This is a genomic window from Priestia koreensis (genome assembly GCF_001274935.1).
In the GTDB taxonomy this organism is placed as follows: domain Bacteria; phylum Bacillota; class Bacilli; order Bacillales; family Bacillaceae_H; genus Bacillus_AG; species Bacillus_AG koreensis.
This window is the reverse complement of the sequence record NZ_LILC01000023.1, coordinates 154293-176044: the sequence shown is the minus strand read 5'-3', so window position 1 is coordinate 176044 and position 21752 is coordinate 154293. Positions and strand designations below refer to the sequence as shown.

Annotated in this window: 23 protein-coding genes, 1 tRNA gene and 1 other annotated feature; of the genes, 18 read left to right on the top strand and 6 right to left on the bottom strand. The window is 39.8% G+C overall.

Annotation, left to right across the window (positions count from 1 at the left end; genetic code table 11):
* Window positions 1-149: 149 nt before the first annotated feature.
* Both AMD01_RS17020 and proB read right to left on the bottom strand, forming a co-directional pair.
* Entirely contained in the window at window positions 150-1394 is a 1245-nt protein-coding gene (locus AMD01_RS17020) for a glutamate-5-semialdehyde dehydrogenase (protein ID WP_053402646.1), read from the bottom strand.
* Window positions 1387-2514 carry a glutamate 5-kinase gene (gene proB, locus AMD01_RS17015; protein ID WP_053402645.1) on the bottom strand — a complete coding sequence of 376 codons (1128 nt, stop codon included), beginning with the start codon at window positions 2512-2514 and terminating at the stop codon, window positions 1387-1389. The genes AMD01_RS17020 and proB overlap by 8 nt, the downstream gene beginning before the upstream one ends.
* A gap of 427 nt (window positions 2515-2941) precedes the next feature.
* Here proB and AMD01_RS17010 point away from each other — a divergent pair, with 427 nt between their 5' ends.
* From AMD01_RS17010 to AMD01_RS16990, 5 genes are all read left to right on the top strand, one after another.
* Window positions 2942-3958: an ABC transporter ATP-binding protein gene (locus AMD01_RS17010; RefSeq protein ID WP_053402644.1), complete on the top strand. Its 1017-nt coding sequence runs from the start codon at window positions 2942-2944 to the stop codon at window positions 3956-3958.
* Window positions 3934-4722: an ABC transporter permease gene (locus AMD01_RS17005; protein ID WP_053402643.1), complete on the top strand. Its 789-nt coding sequence runs from the start codon at window positions 3934-3936 to the stop codon at window positions 4720-4722. Before AMD01_RS17010 ends, AMD01_RS17005 begins: the two co-directional genes overlap by 25 nt.
* A gap of 4 nt (window positions 4723-4726) precedes the next feature.
* Window positions 4727-5530: an ABC transporter permease gene (locus AMD01_RS17000; RefSeq protein WP_053402642.1), complete on the top strand. Its 804-nt coding sequence runs from the start codon at window positions 4727-4729 to the stop codon at window positions 5528-5530.
* A 740-nt stretch (window positions 5531-6270) separates the two neighbouring features.
* Window positions 6271-6471: a DUF6501 family protein gene (locus AMD01_RS16995; RefSeq protein WP_053402641.1), complete on the top strand. Its 201-nt coding sequence runs from the start codon at window positions 6271-6273 to the stop codon at window positions 6469-6471.
* 265 nt (window positions 6472-6736) lie between these two features.
* Window positions 6737-6973, top strand: a complete 237-nt coding sequence (locus tag AMD01_RS16990; RefSeq protein WP_053402640.1) for a YiaA/YiaB family inner membrane protein — start codon at window positions 6737-6739, stop codon at window positions 6971-6973.
* A gap of 37 nt (window positions 6974-7010) precedes the next feature.
* On the opposite strand, the gene AMD01_RS16985 is transcribed toward AMD01_RS16990, so the two are convergent.
* Window positions 7011-8132, bottom strand: a complete 1122-nt coding sequence (locus AMD01_RS16985) for a D-alanyl-D-alanine carboxypeptidase family protein (protein WP_053402639.1) — start codon at window positions 8130-8132, stop codon at window positions 7011-7013.
* Window positions 8133-8292: 160 nt separating this feature from the next.
* Window positions 8293-8363, bottom strand: a tRNA-Cys gene (locus AMD01_RS16980).
* Window positions 8364-8634: 271 nt separating this feature from the next.
* Here AMD01_RS16980 and AMD01_RS16975 point away from each other — a divergent pair.
* From AMD01_RS16975 to AMD01_RS23695, 6 genes are all read left to right on the top strand, one after another.
* Window positions 8635-9018 carry a hypothetical protein gene (locus AMD01_RS16975; protein WP_053402638.1) on the top strand — a complete coding sequence of 128 codons (384 nt, stop codon included), beginning with the start codon at window positions 8635-8637 and terminating at the stop codon, window positions 9016-9018.
* 116 nt (window positions 9019-9134) lie between these two features.
* Window positions 9135-10367, top strand: a complete 1233-nt coding sequence (locus AMD01_RS16970) for an aminopeptidase (RefSeq protein WP_053402637.1) — start codon at window positions 9135-9137, stop codon at window positions 10365-10367.
* A gap of 319 nt (window positions 10368-10686) precedes the next feature.
* A complete protein-coding gene (locus tag AMD01_RS16965) occupies window positions 10687-11247 on the top strand; it encodes a hypothetical protein (protein ID WP_053402636.1) in 561 nt (186 codons plus the stop codon).
* Window positions 11248-11524: 277 nt separating this feature from the next.
* Window positions 11525-12652 carry a Gfo/Idh/MocA family protein gene (locus AMD01_RS16960; RefSeq protein ID WP_053402635.1) on the top strand — a complete coding sequence of 376 codons (1128 nt, stop codon included), beginning with the start codon at window positions 11525-11527 and terminating at the stop codon, window positions 12650-12652.
* Between the two features lie 289 nt (window positions 12653-12941).
* Window positions 12942-13679, top strand: a complete 738-nt coding sequence (locus tag AMD01_RS16955) for a hypothetical protein (protein ID WP_053402634.1) — start codon at window positions 12942-12944, stop codon at window positions 13677-13679.
* A 24-nt stretch (window positions 13680-13703) separates the two neighbouring features.
* Window positions 13704-14450 carry a DUF2750 domain-containing protein gene (locus AMD01_RS23695; protein WP_083446594.1) on the top strand — a complete coding sequence of 249 codons (747 nt, stop codon included), beginning with the start codon at window positions 13704-13706 and terminating at the stop codon, window positions 14448-14450.
* On the opposite strand, the gene AMD01_RS16945 is transcribed toward AMD01_RS23695, so the two are convergent.
* A complete protein-coding gene (locus AMD01_RS16945) occupies window positions 14451-14783 on the bottom strand; it encodes a helix-turn-helix domain-containing protein (protein WP_053402633.1) in 333 nt (110 codons plus the stop codon).
* A 167-nt stretch (window positions 14784-14950) separates the two neighbouring features.
* On the opposite strand from AMD01_RS16945, the gene AMD01_RS16940 reads away from it, so the two are divergent.
* The 4 genes from AMD01_RS16940 (at window position 14951) to AMD01_RS16925 (ending at window position 18337) form a co-directional block, all read left to right on the top strand.
* Entirely contained in the window at window positions 14951-15418 is a 468-nt protein-coding gene (locus AMD01_RS16940; RefSeq protein ID WP_169775983.1) for a DinB family protein, read from the top strand.
* Window positions 15419-15537: 119 nt separating this feature from the next.
* Window positions 15538-15778 (top strand) — a binding site (T-box leader).
* Between the two features lie 56 nt (window positions 15779-15834).
* A complete protein-coding gene (brnQ, locus tag AMD01_RS16935; RefSeq protein ID WP_053402631.1) occupies window positions 15835-17163 on the top strand; it encodes a branched-chain amino acid transport system II carrier protein in 1329 nt (442 codons plus the stop codon).
* Window positions 17164-17258: 95 nt separating this feature from the next.
* Complete coding sequence (locus AMD01_RS16930; RefSeq protein WP_053402630.1) at window positions 17259-17804, top strand: GNAT family N-acetyltransferase; 546 nt, start codon at window positions 17259-17261, stop codon at window positions 17802-17804.
* A 155-nt stretch (window positions 17805-17959) separates the two neighbouring features.
* Entirely contained in the window at window positions 17960-18337 is a 378-nt protein-coding gene (locus AMD01_RS16925) for a hypothetical protein (RefSeq protein WP_053402629.1), read from the top strand.
* Between the two features lie 34 nt (window positions 18338-18371).
* Here AMD01_RS16925 and AMD01_RS16920 read toward each other — a convergent pair whose 3' ends face one another.
* Window positions 18372-19250, bottom strand: a complete 879-nt coding sequence (locus AMD01_RS16920; RefSeq protein ID WP_053402628.1) for an NAD-dependent epimerase/dehydratase family protein — start codon at window positions 19248-19250, stop codon at window positions 18372-18374.
* Window positions 19251-19583: 333 nt separating this feature from the next.
* Between AMD01_RS16920 and AMD01_RS16915 the strand changes: the two genes are divergently transcribed.
* The 3 genes from AMD01_RS16915 (at window position 19584) to AMD01_RS16905 (ending at window position 21751) form a co-directional block, all read left to right on the top strand.
* Window positions 19584-20432 (top strand): YitT family protein, encoded by an 849-nt coding sequence (locus AMD01_RS16915; RefSeq protein WP_053402627.1) that lies wholly within the window; start codon window positions 19584-19586, stop codon window positions 20430-20432.
* 90 nt (window positions 20433-20522) lie between these two features.
* Window positions 20523-21143: a VOC family protein gene (locus tag AMD01_RS16910; protein ID WP_053402626.1), complete on the top strand. Its 621-nt coding sequence runs from the start codon at window positions 20523-20525 to the stop codon at window positions 21141-21143.
* A 158-nt stretch (window positions 21144-21301) separates the two neighbouring features.
* On the top strand, window positions 21302-21751 hold the full coding sequence (locus AMD01_RS16905; RefSeq protein ID WP_053402625.1) for a hypothetical protein: 450 nt from the start codon (window positions 21302-21304) through the stop codon (window positions 21749-21751).
* Window position 21752: the final 1 nt, after the last annotated feature.

Sequence of the window (21752 nt, the reverse complement as noted above, 5' to 3'; positions counted from 1 at the left end):
AGGCAACCATTTGGTTGTCTTTTTTTATTTTAAGAACTGTTTTTGGTGAGCATAAAAAAGAGCCTATTCATTCTTAAAACGCTGCTACATCAATAGGAAATAAAAAAACGAGAAGCTATTTTATACTTCTCGCTCATACTCGCTTTTATTCATGATTCCCGAATTTGACCCGTTCCTTTAACAATGGATTTTGTTGTGGTCAATGCTTTAAGCCCCATCGGTCCTCTGGCATGAAGCTTTTGTGTGCTGATTCCAATTTCAGCGCCAAAACCGAACTGCTCGCCGTCAGTGAAGCGGGTAGAGGCATTGTGATAGACAACCGCTGCGTCAACTTCTTGTAGAAATTGATCTACGTGTTCTTGCGTTTCGCTAATAATGGCTTCCGAGTGCATCGTGCCGTACTGATCGATATGAAAAACGGCGTGATTTGTATCGTCCACAATTTTAGCAGCAAGAATAGGAGCTAAAAATTCATTTTCCCAATCCCACTCTGTTGCTGTTTTTACGTAGGGGAACATGCTTGAGAGTACTTCATCTCCTCGTATTTCAATATGGTGCTGATGAAGAAATTCAATGAATGGCCGCGTATGTGGCCAATTCTGATGAATGAGAACCGTTTCAACTGAATTACATACAGATGGACGCTGCATTTTCGCATTCAAGACGATGTCACACGCCATATGAAATGAAGCGGTCTCATCAATAAACATATGACAATTTCCAACGCCTGTCTCTAGAACAGGGACCGTGGCTTTTTGAATCACGTTTTGAATAAGGCTAGCACCGCCTCTCGGAATTAAGACATCTAAATATCCGTTCAGCCTGAACAATTCTTCAGCTGTTTCGTGACTCGTATCTTCCAAAAGCTCGATCGCATGAGGAGAAATTTTACTTTTACTTAGCGCCTGTTTCATAATATGAACGAGCGCGCGATTGGTATGAATAGCTGATGAGCTTCCTCGTAACAGTACACAATTTCCTGTTTTTAAACAAAGTGCCGCTGCATCAACTGTGACATTAGGTCTTGCTTCGTAGACCATCCCTACAACACCAAGCGGAACACGGATGGATTGGATAGAAAGTCCGTTGGGACGATTCCATGACTCAATTGTTTCACCGATAGGATCATTAAGCTCGACAAGCTGAATCAATCCTTCAATTATTTGTTGAATGCGTTCTTGGGTTAATAAGAGACGATCAAATAGAGAAGGAGACCAGTTCGCTAGCTTTCCACCTTCAATATCTAGCGAATTTTCTTGTAAAATATAATCCTGATTGCGACGTAACTCGTCTGCGATCAGAAGAAGCGCATCATTTTTGGCTGCTGCTGATTGTTTTTGTAAGCTCTTCGTTGTTTGGTTAAGAATACGTGCTTTTTCCATCAATTCACTCATTTTTGATTCCTTCCTTTCGCACTGTAATCCATTGATCTCGATGAATAACGGCTGCCTTTTTGCCATTTATTAATGTCTTTGCCTCAAAACTAGAAAGCCCTTTGATAACATCAATTTCTGTTGACGAATAGGATACTTGGCCTTTACCGATTAACTTATTGTCTTTATTGACAACTTCAACGATCTCATTGGCACGAAATGTACCGCTTACTTCTTCTATACCCGCTGGAAGGAGACTTTTATGCTGGTAAATTAAAGCTTTTTCAGCTCCGACATCGACTCTGATCTTTCCAGCGATCGGTGCGTGGTGAGCAATCCACTGCTTTTTTGTTTCCATTTGGGTTTGAAAGGGACTGCCAATATACGTGCCGTCGCCTTTCCCTTCTATAATATCAAGTAACTTTCGTTCATGATTTCCTTTCCCGACGAATACACTTACACCTAAGGAAAGAGCGGTTTGAGCTGCCAATAATTTAGAACGCATGCCCCCTGTTCCAACTGCTGATTCACTGTCACCACCAAGAGCTAAAAGTTCCTCTGTTAAAGAGGGGATGAATGAATATTTCTTTGCATGCGGATTTGTAAAAGGATTCTCATCATATAATCCATTAATGTCCGTTAAAATAATGAGAGCATTGGCGTGAAGAAAGCCGCTTACAAGTGCTGATAACATGTCGTTGTCACCAAAAGTAAGTTCATCGGTCACGACAGAGTCATTTTCATTGATGATTGGGACGGCTCCGCCTTTTAATAATTCCGTAATTGTTGCATATATATTTCGAAAGAGATACTGCTCATAAAAATCCCCTCTGGTAAGTAATAGCTGAGCGGTTGGAATATGATAAGGAGCAAATGCTTTGTTGTAGCCCTCCATCAACAGTCCTTGTCCGACTGCAGCTGAGGCCTGCTTGGCAGCAAGCGTTTTTGGACGTGTCGCATAGCGAAGCGCTGAAAAACCGGCTGCAACAGCTCCAGAAGATATTAAAATGACCTCGTGGCCCTGGTTTTTTAAAAGTTTTATGGCTTTAACATGTTCTTCAAGTTTTTTGTAGGAAAGCTTCCCTTCAGATGTTGTAAGAGAGCTACTTCCTATTTTGACGACAATTCGCTGTTTTTTCATCTCTTCACCTCATTACACATATAAAAAAGCGATTCTTTCGTCCTAAAAAAGGACGAAAGAATCGCTTCCGTGGTACCACCTTTATTGATGCCGAAGCACCCGCTTGATCCTGTATCGTTGGAGGGACGGCTTATGTTTTCATAAGCTAGCTTGAAAGGGCAGGTTCAATCTGATGAACGTAAGGAACTTTGCAGCCTGTGAGTTCCATTCTCTTCTACGTATTTCATAATTTACTAATCCCATACTTTTAATGTATTAATGTTAACAGTAATTATCTAGAAAACACCTCTATTTGTCAATTAATTGTTAGAAAATTTTAAAATAAAATTATTTTTGAAAGAAAAAGAATGTATTTACAGAAATAGACAAATTCATATATAATTGATTTTCTGGGTTTGAATTCGCTTACAAAAAAGGGGATGTACGAATGATTGAAGTCAAAAACATCAGCAAGAATTACCGGATATTTGAACGTGATCCCGGGCTTAAGGGAGCTATAAAATCGCTTTTTCATCGCAAGTTTCAGGTGAAAACGGCGGTACACAACGTTAGCTTTACCATTCCTAAGGGAGAAATTATCGGCTATATTGGATCGAATGGGGCAGGGAAATCAACGACAATCAAAATGATCAGTGGAATTCTGACGCCTGATGAAGGAGAAATTACGGTAAATGGTATTGTTCCATATAAGGATAGAATGGAAAATGCGAAAATTATTGGGGCTGTATTCGGACAGCGAACGCAATTATTTTGGGATATTCCTGTTCAGGAGTCGCTTCAACTGCTTAAGCACATTTATGAAATTCCAGAAGAACAATATCAGAAAAATTTGGCCGTTTTCCGAGACGTACTCGATTTAGACCCGCTGCTGTCCATTCCAGTTCGTCAATTATCGTTAGGACAAAAAATGAGATGTGAGTTAGCGGCAGCGTTTTTACATAATCCATCCGTCGTGTATTTGGATGAGCCGACAATCGGTCTAGATGCATCGGTCAAAATTAAAATTCGTCAATTTATCAAAGAAATGAATAAGCGCTACGAAACGACCATTATTTTGACTACGCATGATATGCAAGATATTGAGGAGCTTTGTCACCGCGTGATCATTTTAGATAAGGGAATCGTCATTTATGATGGCAGTTTGCTGGGCCTTAAACAGCGTACGACGTTTAATCGTATGATTGAATTAGAAGTTGAAGGAGATCTTGATCATTTCCCACTCCCAGCTTCACTTCAAGGAAGCGTAGAGGTTGAACGAAAGGATGATCAAAAACTTGTGTTGTACTTTAACACGGCCCAAATTAGCGTAGCTGTGATTATGAAGGCGATTATGGAAGCATATCCGGTTGTTGATTTTACGGTAACAGAGCCAAGTATTGAATCCATTGTTCAAGAGATTTATGAGCGGGAGGTTAAGCAATGCGAAAGTACTGGCACTTATTAAAATCACAAATGCAAATAGAAACGGCTTATATGGCGTGGTACTGGGCAGACACGATATCTGGCATTTTGCGTCTGTTCATCATGTATTTTTTCTGGGCAGCCGTTTTTCAAAACCGGCAGTCGGTTGGAGAATTAACGTTTCAATCAATGATTACCTACGTCATTATCGCGATGACTTTAGAGGCCTTTGTAGCAGGAGTTGGGAAAACGATTGCACAAGACATTAAGGGCGGAAATATTGCGCTAGAGCTCCTAAAGCCATACGACTATTTGACAAAGCTAATTTGGATGGATTTTGGATCAAAAATTAATGGATTTGTCCGAAGTGCACTTCCTATCTTACTGTTATCGTTCTTATTTTTAGATATTACGAAGCCTGCATCACTTTTAGCAGGGTGCTTTTTTATCCCAAGCATGGTCGCGGGGATTTTAATCGGAACGCAAATTGATTTAATTATTGGCGTGCTGGCATTTTGGACGGTGAATATATGGGGATTAGGCGTGCTTCGTGAGGCGATTGTCAAATTCTTTTCTGGCGCATTAATTCCGCTCACGCTCTTTCCGGGGTGGTTTCAGGAAGTCAGCCAGTGGTTACCATTTCAATCAATGATTTATGTGCCTGTTGGTATTTACACAGGGCAGATTAGCGGGGGACATATTCTTACATCGTTTGCCATTCAGTGTGTATGGCTACTTGCTATTTATATAATCGTTCGTGTAATGTGGCAACAGGCTGTAAAACGAATTACGGTCTTTGGGGGATAAAAACATGATGAAAAAATGGAAACGATATTTGGTTTTGTACAGCAAGTACTTTAGCAATCATTTGAAAGTCATGATGGAATATAAAGCCGATTTTTATATTGGGATGTTTTCTGTTGCCGTTCAGCAGTTCACGTCGCTTTTCTTTTTGAAAATCGTCTTTAATCATATTGATGTTTTAAAGGGATGGACGTTTTATGAAATTCTATTTATTTATGCCATCGCTTTTCTAGGCCGCTCTATTCATCACATCTTTTTTGATAATCTATGGACGCTTGGGTGGCAGTACGTTCGTACAGGTAATTTAGATCGATTGTTGCTACGACCTGTAAATCCTTTGTTTCAGGTCATTTCGGAGCGCGTACAGCAAGATGGTTTCGGACAACTGTTAATCGGCCTTGTCGTCTTATTTACAGCGACGACACATCTAGACATTACGTGGTCAATCGGAAGTGTACTACTACTAGCGCTTGTTATTATCTCAAGCGGCTTTATTTTCGTCGCTATTAACCTATTTTTTATTTCCTTTTCCTTTTGGATGGTGGACAGTCTCCCTATCGTAGCATCAGTTTTCCAACTCAGTGACTTTGCACGCTATCCGCTCACGATTTATCCAAAAGTCATTACGTATTTAATTACCTGGCTCATTCCATATGGGTTTACCGCTTTTTATCCAGCTGCTTTATTTTTTGAGCAAAAGGGTTACGCACTAACGGGCTTTTTAACACCACTTATCGCTATTTTATCGATGGTGATTGCCTATAAATTTTGGCAAAAGGGCTTGAAAAGCTTTGTGAGTACGGGCAGCTAATAAAGACTTTCAATGGATTTAATAGCGGAGTGCACACAACCAAATGATGATAATTTTCACATAAAAAAAAGCTTAGAGGATTTTTCTCTAAGCTTTTTCGGCGCTTCACGGAATCTCCTACATGATCTAGGAAGAAACCCATCCCACTAATCTCACAATAGAATACGAGATGTATCCTGCTCCTGTACATAAAATGATAAACCTCACGATCCAAGGAAATTTTGTTGGTGGGAAAAATGCGACAACACCAACCACTAAAAATAAAAAGCCAATAGCAAAACTTGTGATAAATTCCAGCAGGATCACGTCCTTATAAAATTTTTCACCAACGTACCAAACCCCCTAAGCGCAGTATGTGACGGCTCAATAGGGAAGTGGTTATTTTTTTAACATATATTACCATAATTGAACGTCGTGCGTATACATATTCCAGGTCTTTTACATGACTGAAGCAAACGTATTACGTCAGCAGAAGACAATTTCTTGTCATTTTAATGGATAAATACGCTGAAAAAGGATCATTATACAGACAGAACGATTGTGTGAGAAAATGATTTAATATTAATAAAACTATGTTCCAAATAATCAATATTAAATAAAGTTATGCAGCAAAGGAGTTTTCCTATTGATTATATATGAGAAACATGAAAAAATAGGGGAAGAATAACGATAAATGCTAGATTTTTCTTTTGTTTTCGTTACTATAAAAGAGAAGATATTTTTACGTAGGAGGAATAACGATGATTCACTTAGATTGGAAAGACCGCGAAACGACTAAAACGGTCAAATGCATTCATACAAATGCCGCAAAATACATGGTAAACAACGTGTTAACGGAAGGAAATACATACGACGTAAAAAATGAAACAGAAGAGTTTTACTTTGTCGTAGACAACACAGGAAAAGTTGGCGGCTACTACAAAGATTATTTTGAGGCGTAAAAAAAGAGCAGACTATCTGCTCTTTTTTTGTTCGGTTTATGCAAATAAAAGACGGATCGCTTATGAAGAAAAAACAATAATGCGACGACAGCTCTACTCCGCTTGTCTCTTTTTCGTATAAGAAAAAAGATTTATCTTTACAGTAATATCAGAACTTCATTTTGAGGTTTAGGTGTGTAAAAATAAGGAAATATTACCTTAGAAATGGGAATAAGATGTAGTATAATAAGGTGATTACATACGAGATAGAGAGAGGAGACTACCAGTGGCTAAGAAAAGAAGACGAAATACACCTGCGTTTACAATGCTAGCTTGGTTAGGGTTGATTGTGTTTACCCTGTTAGTATTTGTAGGATTGTATACATTGGACGCTGAGCTTTATGTAAAAGGTTACTATATCATGGGAACCGTTGGAATTATCATTTCATCTTTTACGGTGGCAAAAGTTGTTCGTGACAATCAAGAGGACGACGACGATGTTAAAGGCAACTTTGATAGCTAACTAGTAAAAAAGCACGTGCAATCACTGCACGTGCTTTTTAACGTTTTCTTGTGCGCCTTGTTACTCGCAGAAGGACCACACCTACAAATAACACAACTAATATGGCAAACAATAACCATCCCCATGAAAATGACGATGATGCCTCTTCTTTCACCACTTTAGGTAATTTCTCTAGCTGTTGGCTTAAAATGGGTTTGCCCTGATTCGAAACATGCAAAACGCCTGTACTCGAGACGTTAATCTCGTCTTTTTTACTTTTGGAACTAACGTATCGTAGTTCCTCTGGTACTCGGTAAGTGACTCCGTTCTGCTTATACAGTTTGTTCTTCGGAATCTCTTTCCACATATAGTCACCAAATGACATATCAAGCAATTTCACCGTATCTTTGTATGCACGCTTTTTATTTCGTGCTTTCAACGTTACGACAATAAGGTTCAAGTCATTCCTTGAAGCGGTGGTAATGAGCGTATAGCCTGATTTGGTTAAATAGCCTGGTTTCCCACCCGTTACGCCTTCATACGGAGTCGTGGTTAATAAGCGATGCTGGTGGGTATAGGTAGTATGTAACGCTTGAGATTGCCATTCCATTTGCTTTAGGCCGAAGATACGCTTGAACTCCGGATTTTTGATTGCATACTGTGTGAGCTTGGCCAAGTCATAGGCAGTCGTCGTATGATTCACGTCGAACAATCCGTTTGGCGTCACAAAGTGCGTATGCCCAAGCTTTACCGTTTGTTTAAGGTAGGCGTTTAAGTCTTCTGAGAACTGTTCAACGCCTCCACTCATATGCTCTGCAATGGCTACCGCTGCATCGTTTCCAGATCGCAACAGCATTCCTTCAAGAAGAGTGCGAAGGGGAAGCTTCTCTCCGGCGACAATCGCTACGCTAGATCCTTCCACGTTGGCGGCACGCGAAGAAACGGTGACCATATCATCTAAGCGCCCATGCTCGATCGCGTAAATGGCTGTTGCGACCTTTGTTAAGCTTGCTGGATAAAGCGATTCATTTATATGCTGTTCGTATAAAATTTGTCCATTATCGGCATTCATTACAATTGCAGCCTCACTGTATAGCTGAAGAGATTGTGCCGTACTTGCTTCACTAACAGGCATGATGAAGATGAATGAACTGAGTAAAAGAAAAAGTGCTTTTTTCATTTTTGTAACTCCCTATAAGATGAATAATGTGCTGAGCAATAGTTGTATTATACATCATCATTTATAGAAAGGAAGGAAGAAATGAAGGTTACTAAGGATGGTTTAGAGGCAATGCTACATAAAAATACCCCCTTCGCAGAAACGAGAGGGGGAGGCAAAAAGGTGGTACTCGGATTTGAACCGAGGATGAAGGTTTTGCAGACCTGTGCCTTACCACTTGGCTATACCACCGCGTATCGAGATATTGTTATTTATATGCCGCTTCACTAAAAAAATGACTACGCGGATCAGCATGAGTGAAAAGTCAATATTTGAACAAATTTTCATAGTAGGATACTATATATGTAGGATGGAAGTATCATAATAAAATGACCATAAAAAGATTATGTAAACAAAGGCTGCCGTAAAAAAGCAGTCTTTTACCTCATGAAATTCACTTTTCATGCTGTATAATTTTTATGTGTGCAACTAGAGATACTTAAAAAAGTAGGAGGTTTCACTTTTGATATTTACAAATAAACGATTTCTTGTTTTGATTTTGTTAGTTGTTTGTTTGTTCGGTTTGCTACTTGTTTATAAAATTCAGGCTTCGCCGACACCAACAGAGCACGCGGCACAGCAAAAAGAGACGTTAAACAAACTACCAGAATCCAAAACTGTTAATACAAAGGATAAGAAAAAATATCGTATGTATCATTATCAAATTACGAAAATTGAAGGCGGAAAATATTACGGTGAGGCGAAAGACGGCACGAGTATTATTTTCCAACTTACCAATTTAAAAGAACCACTGAAAGAACCCCTCGCAAAGGGTGAGATCATTCGCGCCTATTTTGATTTGAAAAATGGAGCGACACTTGTGAAGGTGGAAAAAGTGGAGGAGTAAAAAAGGACACGTGCTGTCCTTTTTTTATTGTCTACTTTGAAGTCACCGCAGTTCTCAATGATCTACAGATGTGGTAAAATGGAAGAAATTTCAGAATAAAAGGAGTTTTTATACATATGTCAACATTTGAACAGAATTTAGAAAAATATGCGGAGCTTGCAGTAAAAGTAGGCGTTAACATTCAGCGGGGTCAAACACTTTTAGTAAACGCAGCCATTCACACAGCCCCATTTGTTCGTAAAGTAGTTGAAAAAGCGTACGAAGTAGGCGCAAAACACGTATATGTAGATTGGAGCGATGAAACGGTTGCTCGCTTAAAATATGATCTTGCACCTGACGAAGCGTTCACGGAGTTTCCTTCATGGAAAGCACAAGCAAGCAAAGAAATTGCAGAAAATGGTGGGGCATTCTTATCCATTACGTCTTCAAATCCAAGCCTGTTAAAAGGCGTAGAACCATCCCGTATCGCAGCAGCGAATAAAGCAGCTGGTCAGGCAATGAGCGAATTCCGTCGCTACATTCAATCGGATAAGGTTAGCTGGTCAGTTATGGCAGCTCCTTCTAAAGAATGGGCAGCAAAAGTATTCCCAGATGCACCAGAGTCAGAGCAAGAAGGTTTGCTATGGGATGCGATTTTTAAAGCAACACGCGCAGACTTAGAAGACCCTGTTCAAGCATGGACGCAGCACGATCAAAATCTCCATCAAAAAGTGGATTATTTAAATGAGAAAAAATACAAAAAACTTCATTACAAAGCACCAGGAACAGATTTGACGATTGAACTTCCAGAAACGCACATTTGGGTAGGCGCAGGAAGCATCAATGAAAAAGGCGATTCGTTTATGGCAAACATGCCGACTGAGGAAGTCTTTACGGTACCATTAAAATCTGGAGTGAACGGCGTCGTAAAAAGCACGCTTCCGTTAAACTACGGTGGAAACTTAATTGAAGACTTTTCATTAACGTTTGAAAATGGAAAAGTAGTCAATATCGACGTGGAAGAAGGCTATGAAACGCTGAAAAATCTGATTGAAACAGACGAAGGAGCAGCTCACCTAGGAGAGGTAGCGCTTGTTCCTCACAATTCACCTATTTCACAATCAAATACCGTGTTCTTTAACACACTATTTGATGAGAACGCTTCTAACCACTTAGCGCTCGGAAGCGCCTACGCGTTCTGTATTGAAGGCGGAAAAACAATGTCAAAAGAAGAGCTAAAAGAACGTGACATCAACGAAAGCATCACACACGTTGACTTCATGATCGGCTCTGCTGACATGGACATTGACGGCATCAAAGAAGACGGTACATCTGAACCAATCTTCCGTAAAGGAAACTGGGCGTTTTAATTCGTACTGTTGGATATGTAAGGCTGTTTAGCTAATTAATAACTTATTTATTGGCTAGCGGTCACAAAAAAGTTATTAAAATAGTGTATGTAACTCAGTAGCCACGTCCTACCTCATAAACGGTAGGGCGTGGCTATACTGATTTAAAGTAATTTGAATAGAAAAATAACTCACGCGCTCTGAAATGACTTTTGCAATAGTACCTTCTACTATTGTCATGGTATAGTGCAAATTATGCCTTCTCGATCCCTAATTTACGATTAACGATCATCTGAAAGGTTATTTTAAATGTTAACAATGTACTAGGAGTGAAGTTAGCATGAAATTTAAGTTGAAAATTACCACTTATGAATATCCGGATAGTTTAATAAGTGATATACAAACGGGAGAAATTGAGTATTCATTATGGGGACGTCTTGATTTTATGATAAATGAAACGACTTTCTTCCAAAATGCAGATGGACTATCTGAGGAAGAAATGGGTACTTCCTCTATATCAAGTTTGGGGCTAACAATCCCTGTTCATGGATTTATGTGTAGTTTTTTAGAGAAAATAAATGATATAGGTAATAAAGCTATAATTGTTGAAGAAGGTCAAATTGATAAAGAATTAGTTATGAAAATCAAAAAAGAAGATATAGTATTTGCTATAAGACACAAGAGGGCATCTAAAGTACATTGGTATGATGGAGAGAAAATAAGTAGATCTGAAAAAATGCCAATCACTAAATATAATTCTGTTCCAATAGACGTGTTTAAACAAGGAATGATGGGAGGAATACAAGAATATTTAGATAAAACCTTGAGTGAGTTTCCGTCATTGAAACAAGCAGAAGAGTTTAATGATTTGTATAAGCAAGTAAGTAATTACATATCGTAGTAGATTGAGATGTTAGACGGTGTTTACAAATTATCTCAAGAAGAAGAGGAGTGAATTTAGTACAACTAAACGCTCTTAGGTAACGAATAGTCATCACTTCATTTTTCTAAAAAAGTTTCGTTTTTTAGTAGGAAAAAACGAAAAAAAGTTGAATACTTATAAGGGGAGAATTTGTAGTTAAAGCAATGGTTAAGTGCTTAACAGTAATTACTGCTTAAGTCATGCTTAAGCAGCTTACATACTAAATTTACACGAACAACCTAGGGGGATGAATAAGATGAGTAAATTAAAAGTAGGAATTATTGGATGCGGTGGCATCGCAAATCAAAAACATTTGCCAGCATTAGCGGCATTTAGTGATATGTGTGAAATGGTGGCTTTTTGTGATATTGAAATTGATCGTGCGCAAGCGGCTGCACAAGAGTTTGGAACAACGGATGCGAAGATTTATGTGGACTATCAGGAGTTATTAAAAGATGAAACGATTGATATCGTTCATGTTTTAACGCCGAACGTTAGTCACAGCCCAATTACGGTGGCAGCGTTTGAAGCAGGGAAGCACGTGATGTGTGAAAAGCCAATGGCGCATAATACAGAAGCAGCGCAAAAAATGATTGACGCATGGAAAAAATCAGGCAAGAAATTTACGATTGGCTATCAAAATCGTTTCCGTGCAGACGTTCAGTCTCTTTATAAAGCATGTGAAAAAGATGAGCTAGGAGACATCTATTTTGCAAAAGCACATGCGATTCGTCGTCGCGCTGTGCCAACATGGGGCGTATTCCCTGATAAATCTCAGCAAGGTGGGGGTCCGTTAATCGATATCGGAACGCATGCGCTTGATATTACGCTATGGATGATGGATAACTATAAGCCAGCGTCCGTGTCAGGTTCAGTGTTCCACAAGCTTGGGAATTTACCAGAAGCAGTAGAAGGAAATATGTTTGGCCCGTGGGATCCCGAAACGTATGAAGTAGAAGATTCAGCGTTTGGCTATATTAAAATGGAAAACGGCGCAACGATTTTCTTAGAATCTTCTTGGGCGTTAAATGTACTAGAATCCAAAGAAGCTGCTACAACGCTGTGCGGAACAAAATCTGGTGCACAAATCAATGCAGGCATGAGCTATGAAAATAACGAGCTTATTTACAATAGCGCAAGAAATGGAATGCTGACAGAAGAGCGTAACTCTACTGGAGGGGCGATTGCTTTCTTTGAAGGTGGTTCTAACAAGCCAGAAGTATTAGAAGCAAAGCAGTGGCTAGAAGCCGTAAAATATGACAAAGAGCCTCTTGTAAAACCGGAGCAAGCGTTTATGGTAACGAAAATTTTAGACGCGGTGTATCGATCTGCTGAAACAGGTAAAGAAGTTGTGTTTGGTAAAGAAAGCGTTGTGAGTCAATAAGGGGAGTCCATTCTCTTATTAGCACATATGTGAACAAAAAAGCTGCTGATGATGTTAATCAGCAGCTTTTTTGTTTGAAGGTAAAGGGAGATATAAACAACTAAATAAGAAGATTCGCTTTTCCATTAATTTGACCAAAGTGATGCTAGAAGGATTATGTGATTGACACGAAGGATTACCTGCTGATATTTGAAGCGAATCATCGTCTCCTTTTTTTCTATGTTTTTCGACAACTTCTCGTATAATTAGGTCTTTGTATCTATTATAATGAAAAGGGAGGGAGAAAAGCATGGTACTAAAAATATGGTTAACGATGTTTACGAGTTTCAGTATGAGTTATTATCTATGTCAATATGAGCTATTACATAGCATCCAGCCAATTATTGTGGCTGCTTCCATCATCGTATCAGCGCTTGTGTGGCTTTCAGATGATCATCCGTTTTTGGCCCGTATTTTGCTGGGCATTTCATCCGCAATCCAGGTCTTATCATTTCTCACTTGGATAATGGAAAAAGCTTCACTTACAATGTCAGTGCCTTCATACAGCAATGAACTCTTTTTGTTTCTGCTTTCTTTATGTATAATCATGATATTCGTGTTACGGTCAGACGGCGGTTTATTTATGACAGCGGGTCTATGTACAGGTAGTGGGATGGCGTGGGCGATCGTCACATTTTTTCAAAGGCTGATGCATCAGCCTAGTATTGCTCTCATTTTTCCATTGCTTGCTCCTTCATTTGCGCTTCTTTTTGCCCGAAATCGAACGTTTTGGATCGCGCCGTTTATTGTGCCCGTCTTTTTCTTAACCATTTCTACTTCGTTATCTCTTAATCGATATGGGGATGGAATAAATCATAGAGCTCTTTCTACTCCTGATCTATCCTTGCTTTTAGGATGGGTGTTTACAATGGGAATTGGCCTGATGCTCGCACCGTTTTTAAACCGGAAGCCAGGTGAGTTTAAAGCGATGAGGTCGTTTGATGAGGTAGAAAAACAATACGAGTCAAGAACGGTGAACCACGGATAATACATAGCAAGGAGAAAGCGTACAATGAATCATCGTATCGGACTGCGAGTTAGAAGTGAAAAAGGTGTTCACGAGGAGGTTCGTAAAGCATGTCTAGTCTTTGCGAACTGGCTACGCTGGCAGATGGAATTTCCTATGCGAGTAGTGGTCTACTTGAAGAAAAAGGAGCAAATCCGTTCAAACGGTGAATGGGTAAGTGCTTCTTTTTTTGCTCCTTTTTCATTAGAAGAAGAGCCCTATATTCGAATTGCCACTGGAGATTACCCGCAGCTTGTTAAAGAATTGGGCCGGGAAGATGCTCTATTAGCGATCCTTATGAGCTTCGCGCATGAAATAATTCACTATCAACAGTGGCTAGATGGACGGGAATTTAGCGAACAAGAAGCAGAAGAACAGGGAGAAAGACTTGTTTATGACTACTGTGATGACCAGGCCTTTTTTGAAGACGTTTTAGAATTGAAAAGAGTATGGACGATTGAAAATGAAGAAGGAACAGCTCTTTTCACAAATGAACAAGGCGAGTCATTAATGCCTTTTTGGTCAAAGGAGGAAAAGGCGTACAAAATTATTCATTCTGTCGCTTTTTATCGGGATTACAAAGCAATAAGTATTACGACAGAGGAGTTCATAGAGGAGTGGCTTCCTGAACTAGAGGAAGAGGGGTATCAGGTCGGACTGAATATGTATAGTCGTTCCTTAATAGGACGTGAAATGGAGCCAAGCACGGTGCTGGAACGACTGGAGGAAGAACGCCGAAAAGGGAGTTCATAATTAGTCTAACCAGCCCGTATCTTTTGATTTTAATTTTAGAATCAGATCTGTCACCACAGCTTCTAATTCGTTAATTCGATTTTTTAGGGCGGTGTTTTCTTTTTTTAGCTGTGCGACTTGAAATTCGTTTTCGACATGCTGGGTAGATGAGAAATTCTGTTTTGATGTGTCTTTTTTAGAAGAAGTAGATGTCTTAGGTGAGAGATTTAATTCTTTTTTCCAATTGTATACCGATGAAAGGTGTACGCCTAGCTGTTCGGATACATCTTTTGGCTTGATTCCTTGCAGCAATAGTTGTTCAGCTTTTTGACGCTCAGCGTTTTTACTATACATATTGCAACTCCCCTTTTAAGCATCAGATGCGAGAAAATCGAGTGTAGTTATTTTTATTTTAGTAGAGTTATAGAAAAAAAGAAAGACTTTCGAATGTGTATCTTTTGGTTTTCGGCTTTAGAGAGGATATAATGGTTAACGTAAAAAAAGAAGGAGGTCATTTGACCATGACTAAAGCAGAAGTATTTGCAGGAACTTGGATGCGTCATCGCGGCGTATTAGAAGAAATCGTTTCAAAAGTAAAAACAGAAGATTTATCGTTTGCCCCTTGGGACGGAGCGCTTACATTTAAAGATCTAGTGATTCACACAGTTGGATCAGCTGACTTCTTCGTAACGGCTGTAAAAGACGGGAAAACATCAGCACCAGCAGGCGGACAGCCAGAAATTAATGATGCACAAGCACTTCAACAATTCGTAAAAGACATGACAGCTAAAACAAAAGCAACAATCTTATCATTAGAAGAGGCTCAGTTTGAAGCGATGGTAGATGCAACAGTACCATTTGGAACGCATATTCCAGGTAGCTCACTTCTTCATATGATGCGTGATCATGAAATTCACCATAAAGGTCAAATGTTCACATACGGTCGTATGGTTGGTATGGAAACAATGCCATCATTTGTTCAACATTAATCACAAGACTCTCTGTGAAAGCAGGGAGTTTTTTTAGATTGAATTGTCAGAAAAGATAAAAAAGTGTTGACAGTACTTTGAGAATTGTGGCATAGTAACAATATTAAAATTGTTCGAAAATAAAATCGCTGATAAGAACGAGTACATGATGTGTAAAATCCACAGAGAGTTGACACCTTGCTGAAAGTCAATGTTTGAACCGTTATGGAAAATCCTCTTTGAGATGTCATGCTGAAATGAATTCAGAGTAAGCGTGACCGGAATTCCCCCGTTATGTGGAACGCGTATGTTTGTACGTGACAAAGTGCTATTTTTGTTAAATAGAACTAGGGTGGTATCGCGAGTAAAATCGTCCCTTCATTAGAAGGGGCGATTTTTTTATTTTCGTAATAATGATCCATTAAGGAGGAACAAATATGACAACACTCTCAAGAAAAGAAACCTTCTTTGTAGGTCTGATGCTGTTTGCATTGTTTTTTGGAGCTGGAAACTTAATTTTCCCACCATTTTTAGGCCAACAATCAGGAACACACTTCTGGTATGCGATTGCAGGATTTATCATTACAGGGGTAGGATTACCAATCTTAACGGTTTTAGCTGTGGCAAAGGCAAAAAACGGCATTCAAACGATTGGGAATCGCGTTCATCCCGTATTTGGAGTCGTCTTTACCGTTATTGTGTATTTAGCGATTGGTCCGTTTATGGGAATTCCGCGCGGTGCAAACGTGGCGTATGAAATGAGCGTGAAACCATTCGTGAGCGAAGGATCAAACACGATGGCCCTGCTGATTTTTACAATCATCTTTTTCGGACTTGTGTATTGGGTAAGCTTGAATCCATCAAAGCTTGTCGATCGTATCGGTAGCTTGCTGACACCTGCCTTACTAATCGCCATTGCTGTACTCGGGGTGGGGAGCTTATTAAAACTTAAACAACCGCTTGGCGCAGTAAGCAAAGAGTATCAAGCTCATCCGGTAATTCACGGGTTCATGGAAGGATACTTAACAATGGATACGATCGCAGCTTTAGCCTTTGGGATCGTCGTCATTACCGCTATTCGTCAAAAAGGCGTGACCAATCAGCGAGCGATCGTAAAAGGAACGCTGCAATCAGGGTTAATTGCTGGAGCTGGACTTATTCTTGTGTATGTCACAATTGGTGTAATGGGTGCAAAAGCAGGGGCAACGCACACTTACAAAGACGGCGCCGCGATCTTGACGACAACGGCTGATCAGCTGTTTAGCGTATGGGGTGTGCTTTTACTAGGTGTTATCGTTCTTCTTGCCTGTTTTACGACATGTGTCGGTCTTGTGGTAGCATGCAGCCAGTATTTTGGAAAGTTGCTTCCAAAGATTTCGCATACGATGCTTGTAACCGTGATGACGGTTATCAGTTTTTTAATTGCCAATCTTGGATTAGCAGACATTTTATCATTATCTGTTCCGATTCTTTCAATGATCTATCCACTTACCATCGTACTTGTCATTCTTTCCTTCTTCCACGGCCTGTTTAAAGAATCAGCGCGCGGGATTTACAGCGGTGCACTCATTGGAACGATTCTTGTTAGCGTGTATGATGGTCTCGTACAATACGGTGTAAAAAGCGAGTTCTTAACTGACCTGTATGGTCATCTTCCTCTATTTGCGGAGGGGCTAGGATGGCTGATCCCAGCTATAATCGGCGGCTTGTGTGGTTTTCTTGTTAGCCTTCTTTCAAAAAGAGCCGATCAATCTGTTCATGCATAATCACGAAAAGGCGCCTCATAAGGCGCCTTTTGTATGCATAAAGTGGGAAGATACGCTATCATTAAGAGAGCATCAAGAGAAAGGAAGCGAAAAAAATGACTATTCGAGGAGCAAGAAAAGAAGAAGCCGGCGAAATTGCGGCCCTGTTGACGGACATGCTTGGCGATATCGCAAAAGACCAAACGGCTGAGCAGAAACCGGAAAAAGTGGCAGAAGTGCTCGCATCATACATACGATCTGAATTAAATCGATTCAGCTATCACAATATCTGGGTAAAGGAAGTAGACGAGCAGGTAGCAGGCGTGATCGTTTGTTACGCGGGTGATGATGCCCTGATCATTGATCAGCCTATTTTGGAATACGTGAGAGCGAAAACAGCTAATGACGCATTTATGCTTGATCGCGAAACAGAGGAAGGTGATTACTACGTGGATTCACTCGTGGTTCACCCATCCTATCGAGGACAAGGAATTGGTTCAGCGCTTCTTCAAAAGGCAGAAGAGCTTTCAGGAGACCTGCGCTTTACGCTAAACGTAGAGCTGGATAATAAAGGAGCGGCTTCCTTATATGAGCGTCAAGGATTCAAACGAGAAAAGAAACGGGATATAAGCGGTCACCATTTTTGGTATATGGTGAAATAATAGATGAACCCTTCCATAAATCGAGGAACGCTCAATTTATAGAAGGGTTCTTTTCGAATACAGAAGAAGAGTGGATGGGAAAGGTTCGTCATTCGGCTTTTTTATGGTAAAATATGTTATAAGGAGTGGTGGATACCTAAAGGAGGAAGGGGAGAATGAAAAAACGCGTAGTGAAAGGAATCGTGTGGATCATTGGCTTTGTTTTATTTGCTTTTTCAATTAAATTACCAGCACTTGGGTACCAAAATATTTCTTCTACACCAGGTACGACCGATTATGAAGTCACGTCGTACAGCTGGTATGGAAAGAGGATTAGTCAGGATGTATTGGCAGGAAACAGTGAGCAAGCATTGAACATTTTTCAACAACAGACGATCGTTCAAAAAATGGAAGTGATAATCCTGTTTCTTCTCGTATTAGCACTTTTTTACTCATTATTTAGAGAACCACGAAGAAAAATTCTCGCGAGCACCATCTCAGCTGGAATACTGATAGGTGTACAGTTCTTCGTCATCCACTATGCTTTTATATAAAAAAACGCTCTACATAAGAGCGCTTTTTTTGTGTTTATTGATATTCCTTACGCAACGTTTTGACTAAAGCAGGCATCCATTCGTGAAGATTTAAAAATGTAAATCCAGCATCTTTGGCTTTTTGTGTATTCATCGTCCAGTTATCAGGAACACCAAATGGGGACATGTGCTGATCCTCTGTTGATGATACGACACGTGATTGTTTTCCCGTTATTTCCTCAATCAGCGTAATAAGCTCATCAAGTGAGTAAGCGCCATTTGAACACGCGTTCACAGGACCTGTAAACGTTTCGTGTCCGGCAAAGAAAAGAAAGTCCGCTGCTTCTTGGGATGTAATAAAGGAAAGAGAAGCCTGTTGATTCGGAATACCGATTGGCAATCCCTCTAATACGTGCTCAACGTGAAAGTGAAGGCGCTTTGTATAATCATCTTCTCCTAGAACAATTGGAAAGCGGACGTACGTAGCAGAAAAAGCACGCGTTTGTTCAAAAATCGCTTCTGCTTGACGTTTTCCTTCTTGGTACGTAAATTCGTCTTGATTTAAATCATAAGCATATGTAGATGGATCAAAATCACCTTCTACTTTCGCATCACCACCGAAGTCGTAGACGGAAAGGGTAGAAGTGAAAACATAGCGACCAACGTTTCCTTCAAATACTTCAATCGCACTTTTTGCGTCGTGCGTATTGTAGTTAATATTATCGTACACAATGTCCCATTTTGTATCTTGAAACGCGTCCTTCATGGATTGTGGATTACTTCGATCAACCGTCACTCGATGTACGCGATCACCAAATGCATCCTTGGTTTTCCCACGCGTTGCAACGGTTACATCATAGTTGTGCGCTAACAGCTTTTCTACTAAACGTCGTCCGAAGAAACGTGTTCCTCCGAGTACTAAAACCTTTTTCATGTTCATTCCTCCAATTTCTTTGAATATTCGTATAAATTATAGCACGAACGATAAAAAAAGAAGGAGAATCTGCTCTCAAAAAAAGAGAAAAGGCCACCGTGTAGGTGACCTGTTTCATTACGCCTGTTGTTCTGCATAGAGCTGTTTGATAAGAGCAGGCAACAAATTATACGCATTATAAGAACGTGCTAATAGAGATTTTGGCCCCTTTTATACAGATGGTAATAAAAATTGTACAACAATTTTTCTCTATCCTATTTACAAATAGTAAGAGAGGTCCTATAATCAAGAAATTGTAGAACAATCTTAATCGGCTTAGAGGAGAAATGCGGAATGAAGAAAAACATCAAAGAATGGAGCATCTTGACGGTTGGTTTATTACTAATTGCCACGTACGTTCATTTTTTCTTAGCACCTAATCAATTGGCAACGGGAGGAACAAGTGGACTCTCCATCATTATTCATCACTATTTTCCTGGCGTTCCAGTAGGGGCTATTATGTTGGGATTTGAACTGGTGTTATTTGTGATCGGATTTATTTTTTTAGGGGCAGCGTTTGGGACAAGAACAGTCTATGCAAGCTTAACGCTGTCATTTTTAGTGTGGGCATTTGATTATTTATTCCCAATGACTGCACCACTTTCAGACGATAAGCTTATTCAGCTTATTTTAGGAATTAGCTTGGACGCGCTAGGTCTGGCTCTTATTTTTAAGCAAAATGCGTCATCAGGCGGCACGGATATTATCGCCATGATTTTAAATAAATATCTTTCGTTAAATATGGGTCTGGCGATGCTTGCGGCAGATAGCTTAATTGCGGCATCATCTTCGCTTGTATTTGGCTTTGAGACAGGGATGTACGCAATTTTTGGCGTCTTTTTTGCTGCAATTATGATTAATTTTGTATTAAAGCAGCTTCAAATTACAAAACAAATTATGATTATTAGCAACCACGGAGAAGAAATTAAGCGATACATTGTATCAGAATTAAAGCGTGGTGCAACGGTTCAAACCGCAAAAGGGGCGTTCACAAACGACTCTAAAGAAGTTATTACAACGGTTCTCTCTCGTAAAGAACTTCTTCGCCTGAAAAAACACTTAATCAACGTCGATCAAAAAGCATTTGTCACGATTCAAGACACGAGTGAAATTTTAGGGAATGGGTTTGCCCGCTCCATCTAAAGGAGTAGAGAAGGGTCATTCCGTTACCTGATGCGGTGCTCTTCGTTTCGATCTATACTAACGGTATAAAGAAGAATCGAGGGGAACGAGATGGAAATTTTGCACGTGAATTTAAAAACAACGAATTTAAAAAGGATGAAAACATTTTACACCGAACAGCTTCGTCTGCGTCTGTTAAGGAGTGGACAGCTGTTTTTTACGGTTGAGGTAGGAGAGACGAAGCTAACGTTTGAAGCAGGTGAAGAGCAAACACGCTATCATGTTGCATTTCGATTAACGACACGAGGATTTAATGCTCTTCAAAATCATCTTGCTTTTCTGCCTAATCCTGAAGGAGAGACGAGCCTATTTTGGAAAGGCCGTCAGCGCTATTTGTATGATCCGGATGGCAATATTTTAGAACTTTTAGAGCGTGAAAGTACGCTTCCACGAGATTTTTTAGATATTGGCGAGGTCGGGATGCCTAGTGATGATGTTTCCGAATTTGCGGCCTTTTTACGTCCCATCGAAACGAGCTTAGAAGCAAAAGGAGATGCGTTTCGATTTTACGGAGACGAGACGGGTGTGCTTGTACTTGTGAAAGTAGGGCGCCATTGGTATCCAACGATGGATGAGGCGACTATTTCGCCCATTCATCTAGAAATTAGAGGAAGGGAAGAGCAGCTTCTTACTCATCCAACGTATCCTTATACCATCGCCGTAACGAAATAAAAGCAACGATTAAAAAGCTCGCTTTGATCGATCAAAGTGAGCTTTTTGTGTGGAAGAATATATTTCTATAACACACTATTTGACCCAACAATTTGTAGCGAAAAGAGGGTTTTCTTCGTTAAAGTTGAATAATTACAAAATATGTTAGGAGGTGTCTTGTGAGAAAGAAAGTCACCATTTTATCTCTACTACTCATATTTACGGTTTTTTCATCTGTGCACGCATTATCGTGGGCGATTAATTTTGTTGTTTGGAAAGGAAAAGTCTATGAAGTCAAACAAGCGGAACCGATTAAAAACAATAGAATTGGCCACGTCATTGGAGAAGTAAAGACCAAGCCCGATGATATGACGGGGGAGTACTATGGAAATGCTTCAAATTTTTATCCGATCGGAACGAAATACTATGAAATAAAAGGGGTATCAACTTCACATGTCATTGCGATCAAACATGACAATCAGTGGGCAAAGGCTATTTATGTTTACAAAGCACCTTTTCACATAATGAATCTTTTAACGAACCCAATGTTCATTGTTTCTATTCCACTACTTGCATTGATTTTAATCGGATTTATATTCCGAGTGAAAAAGCTAAGAATCCATACATAAC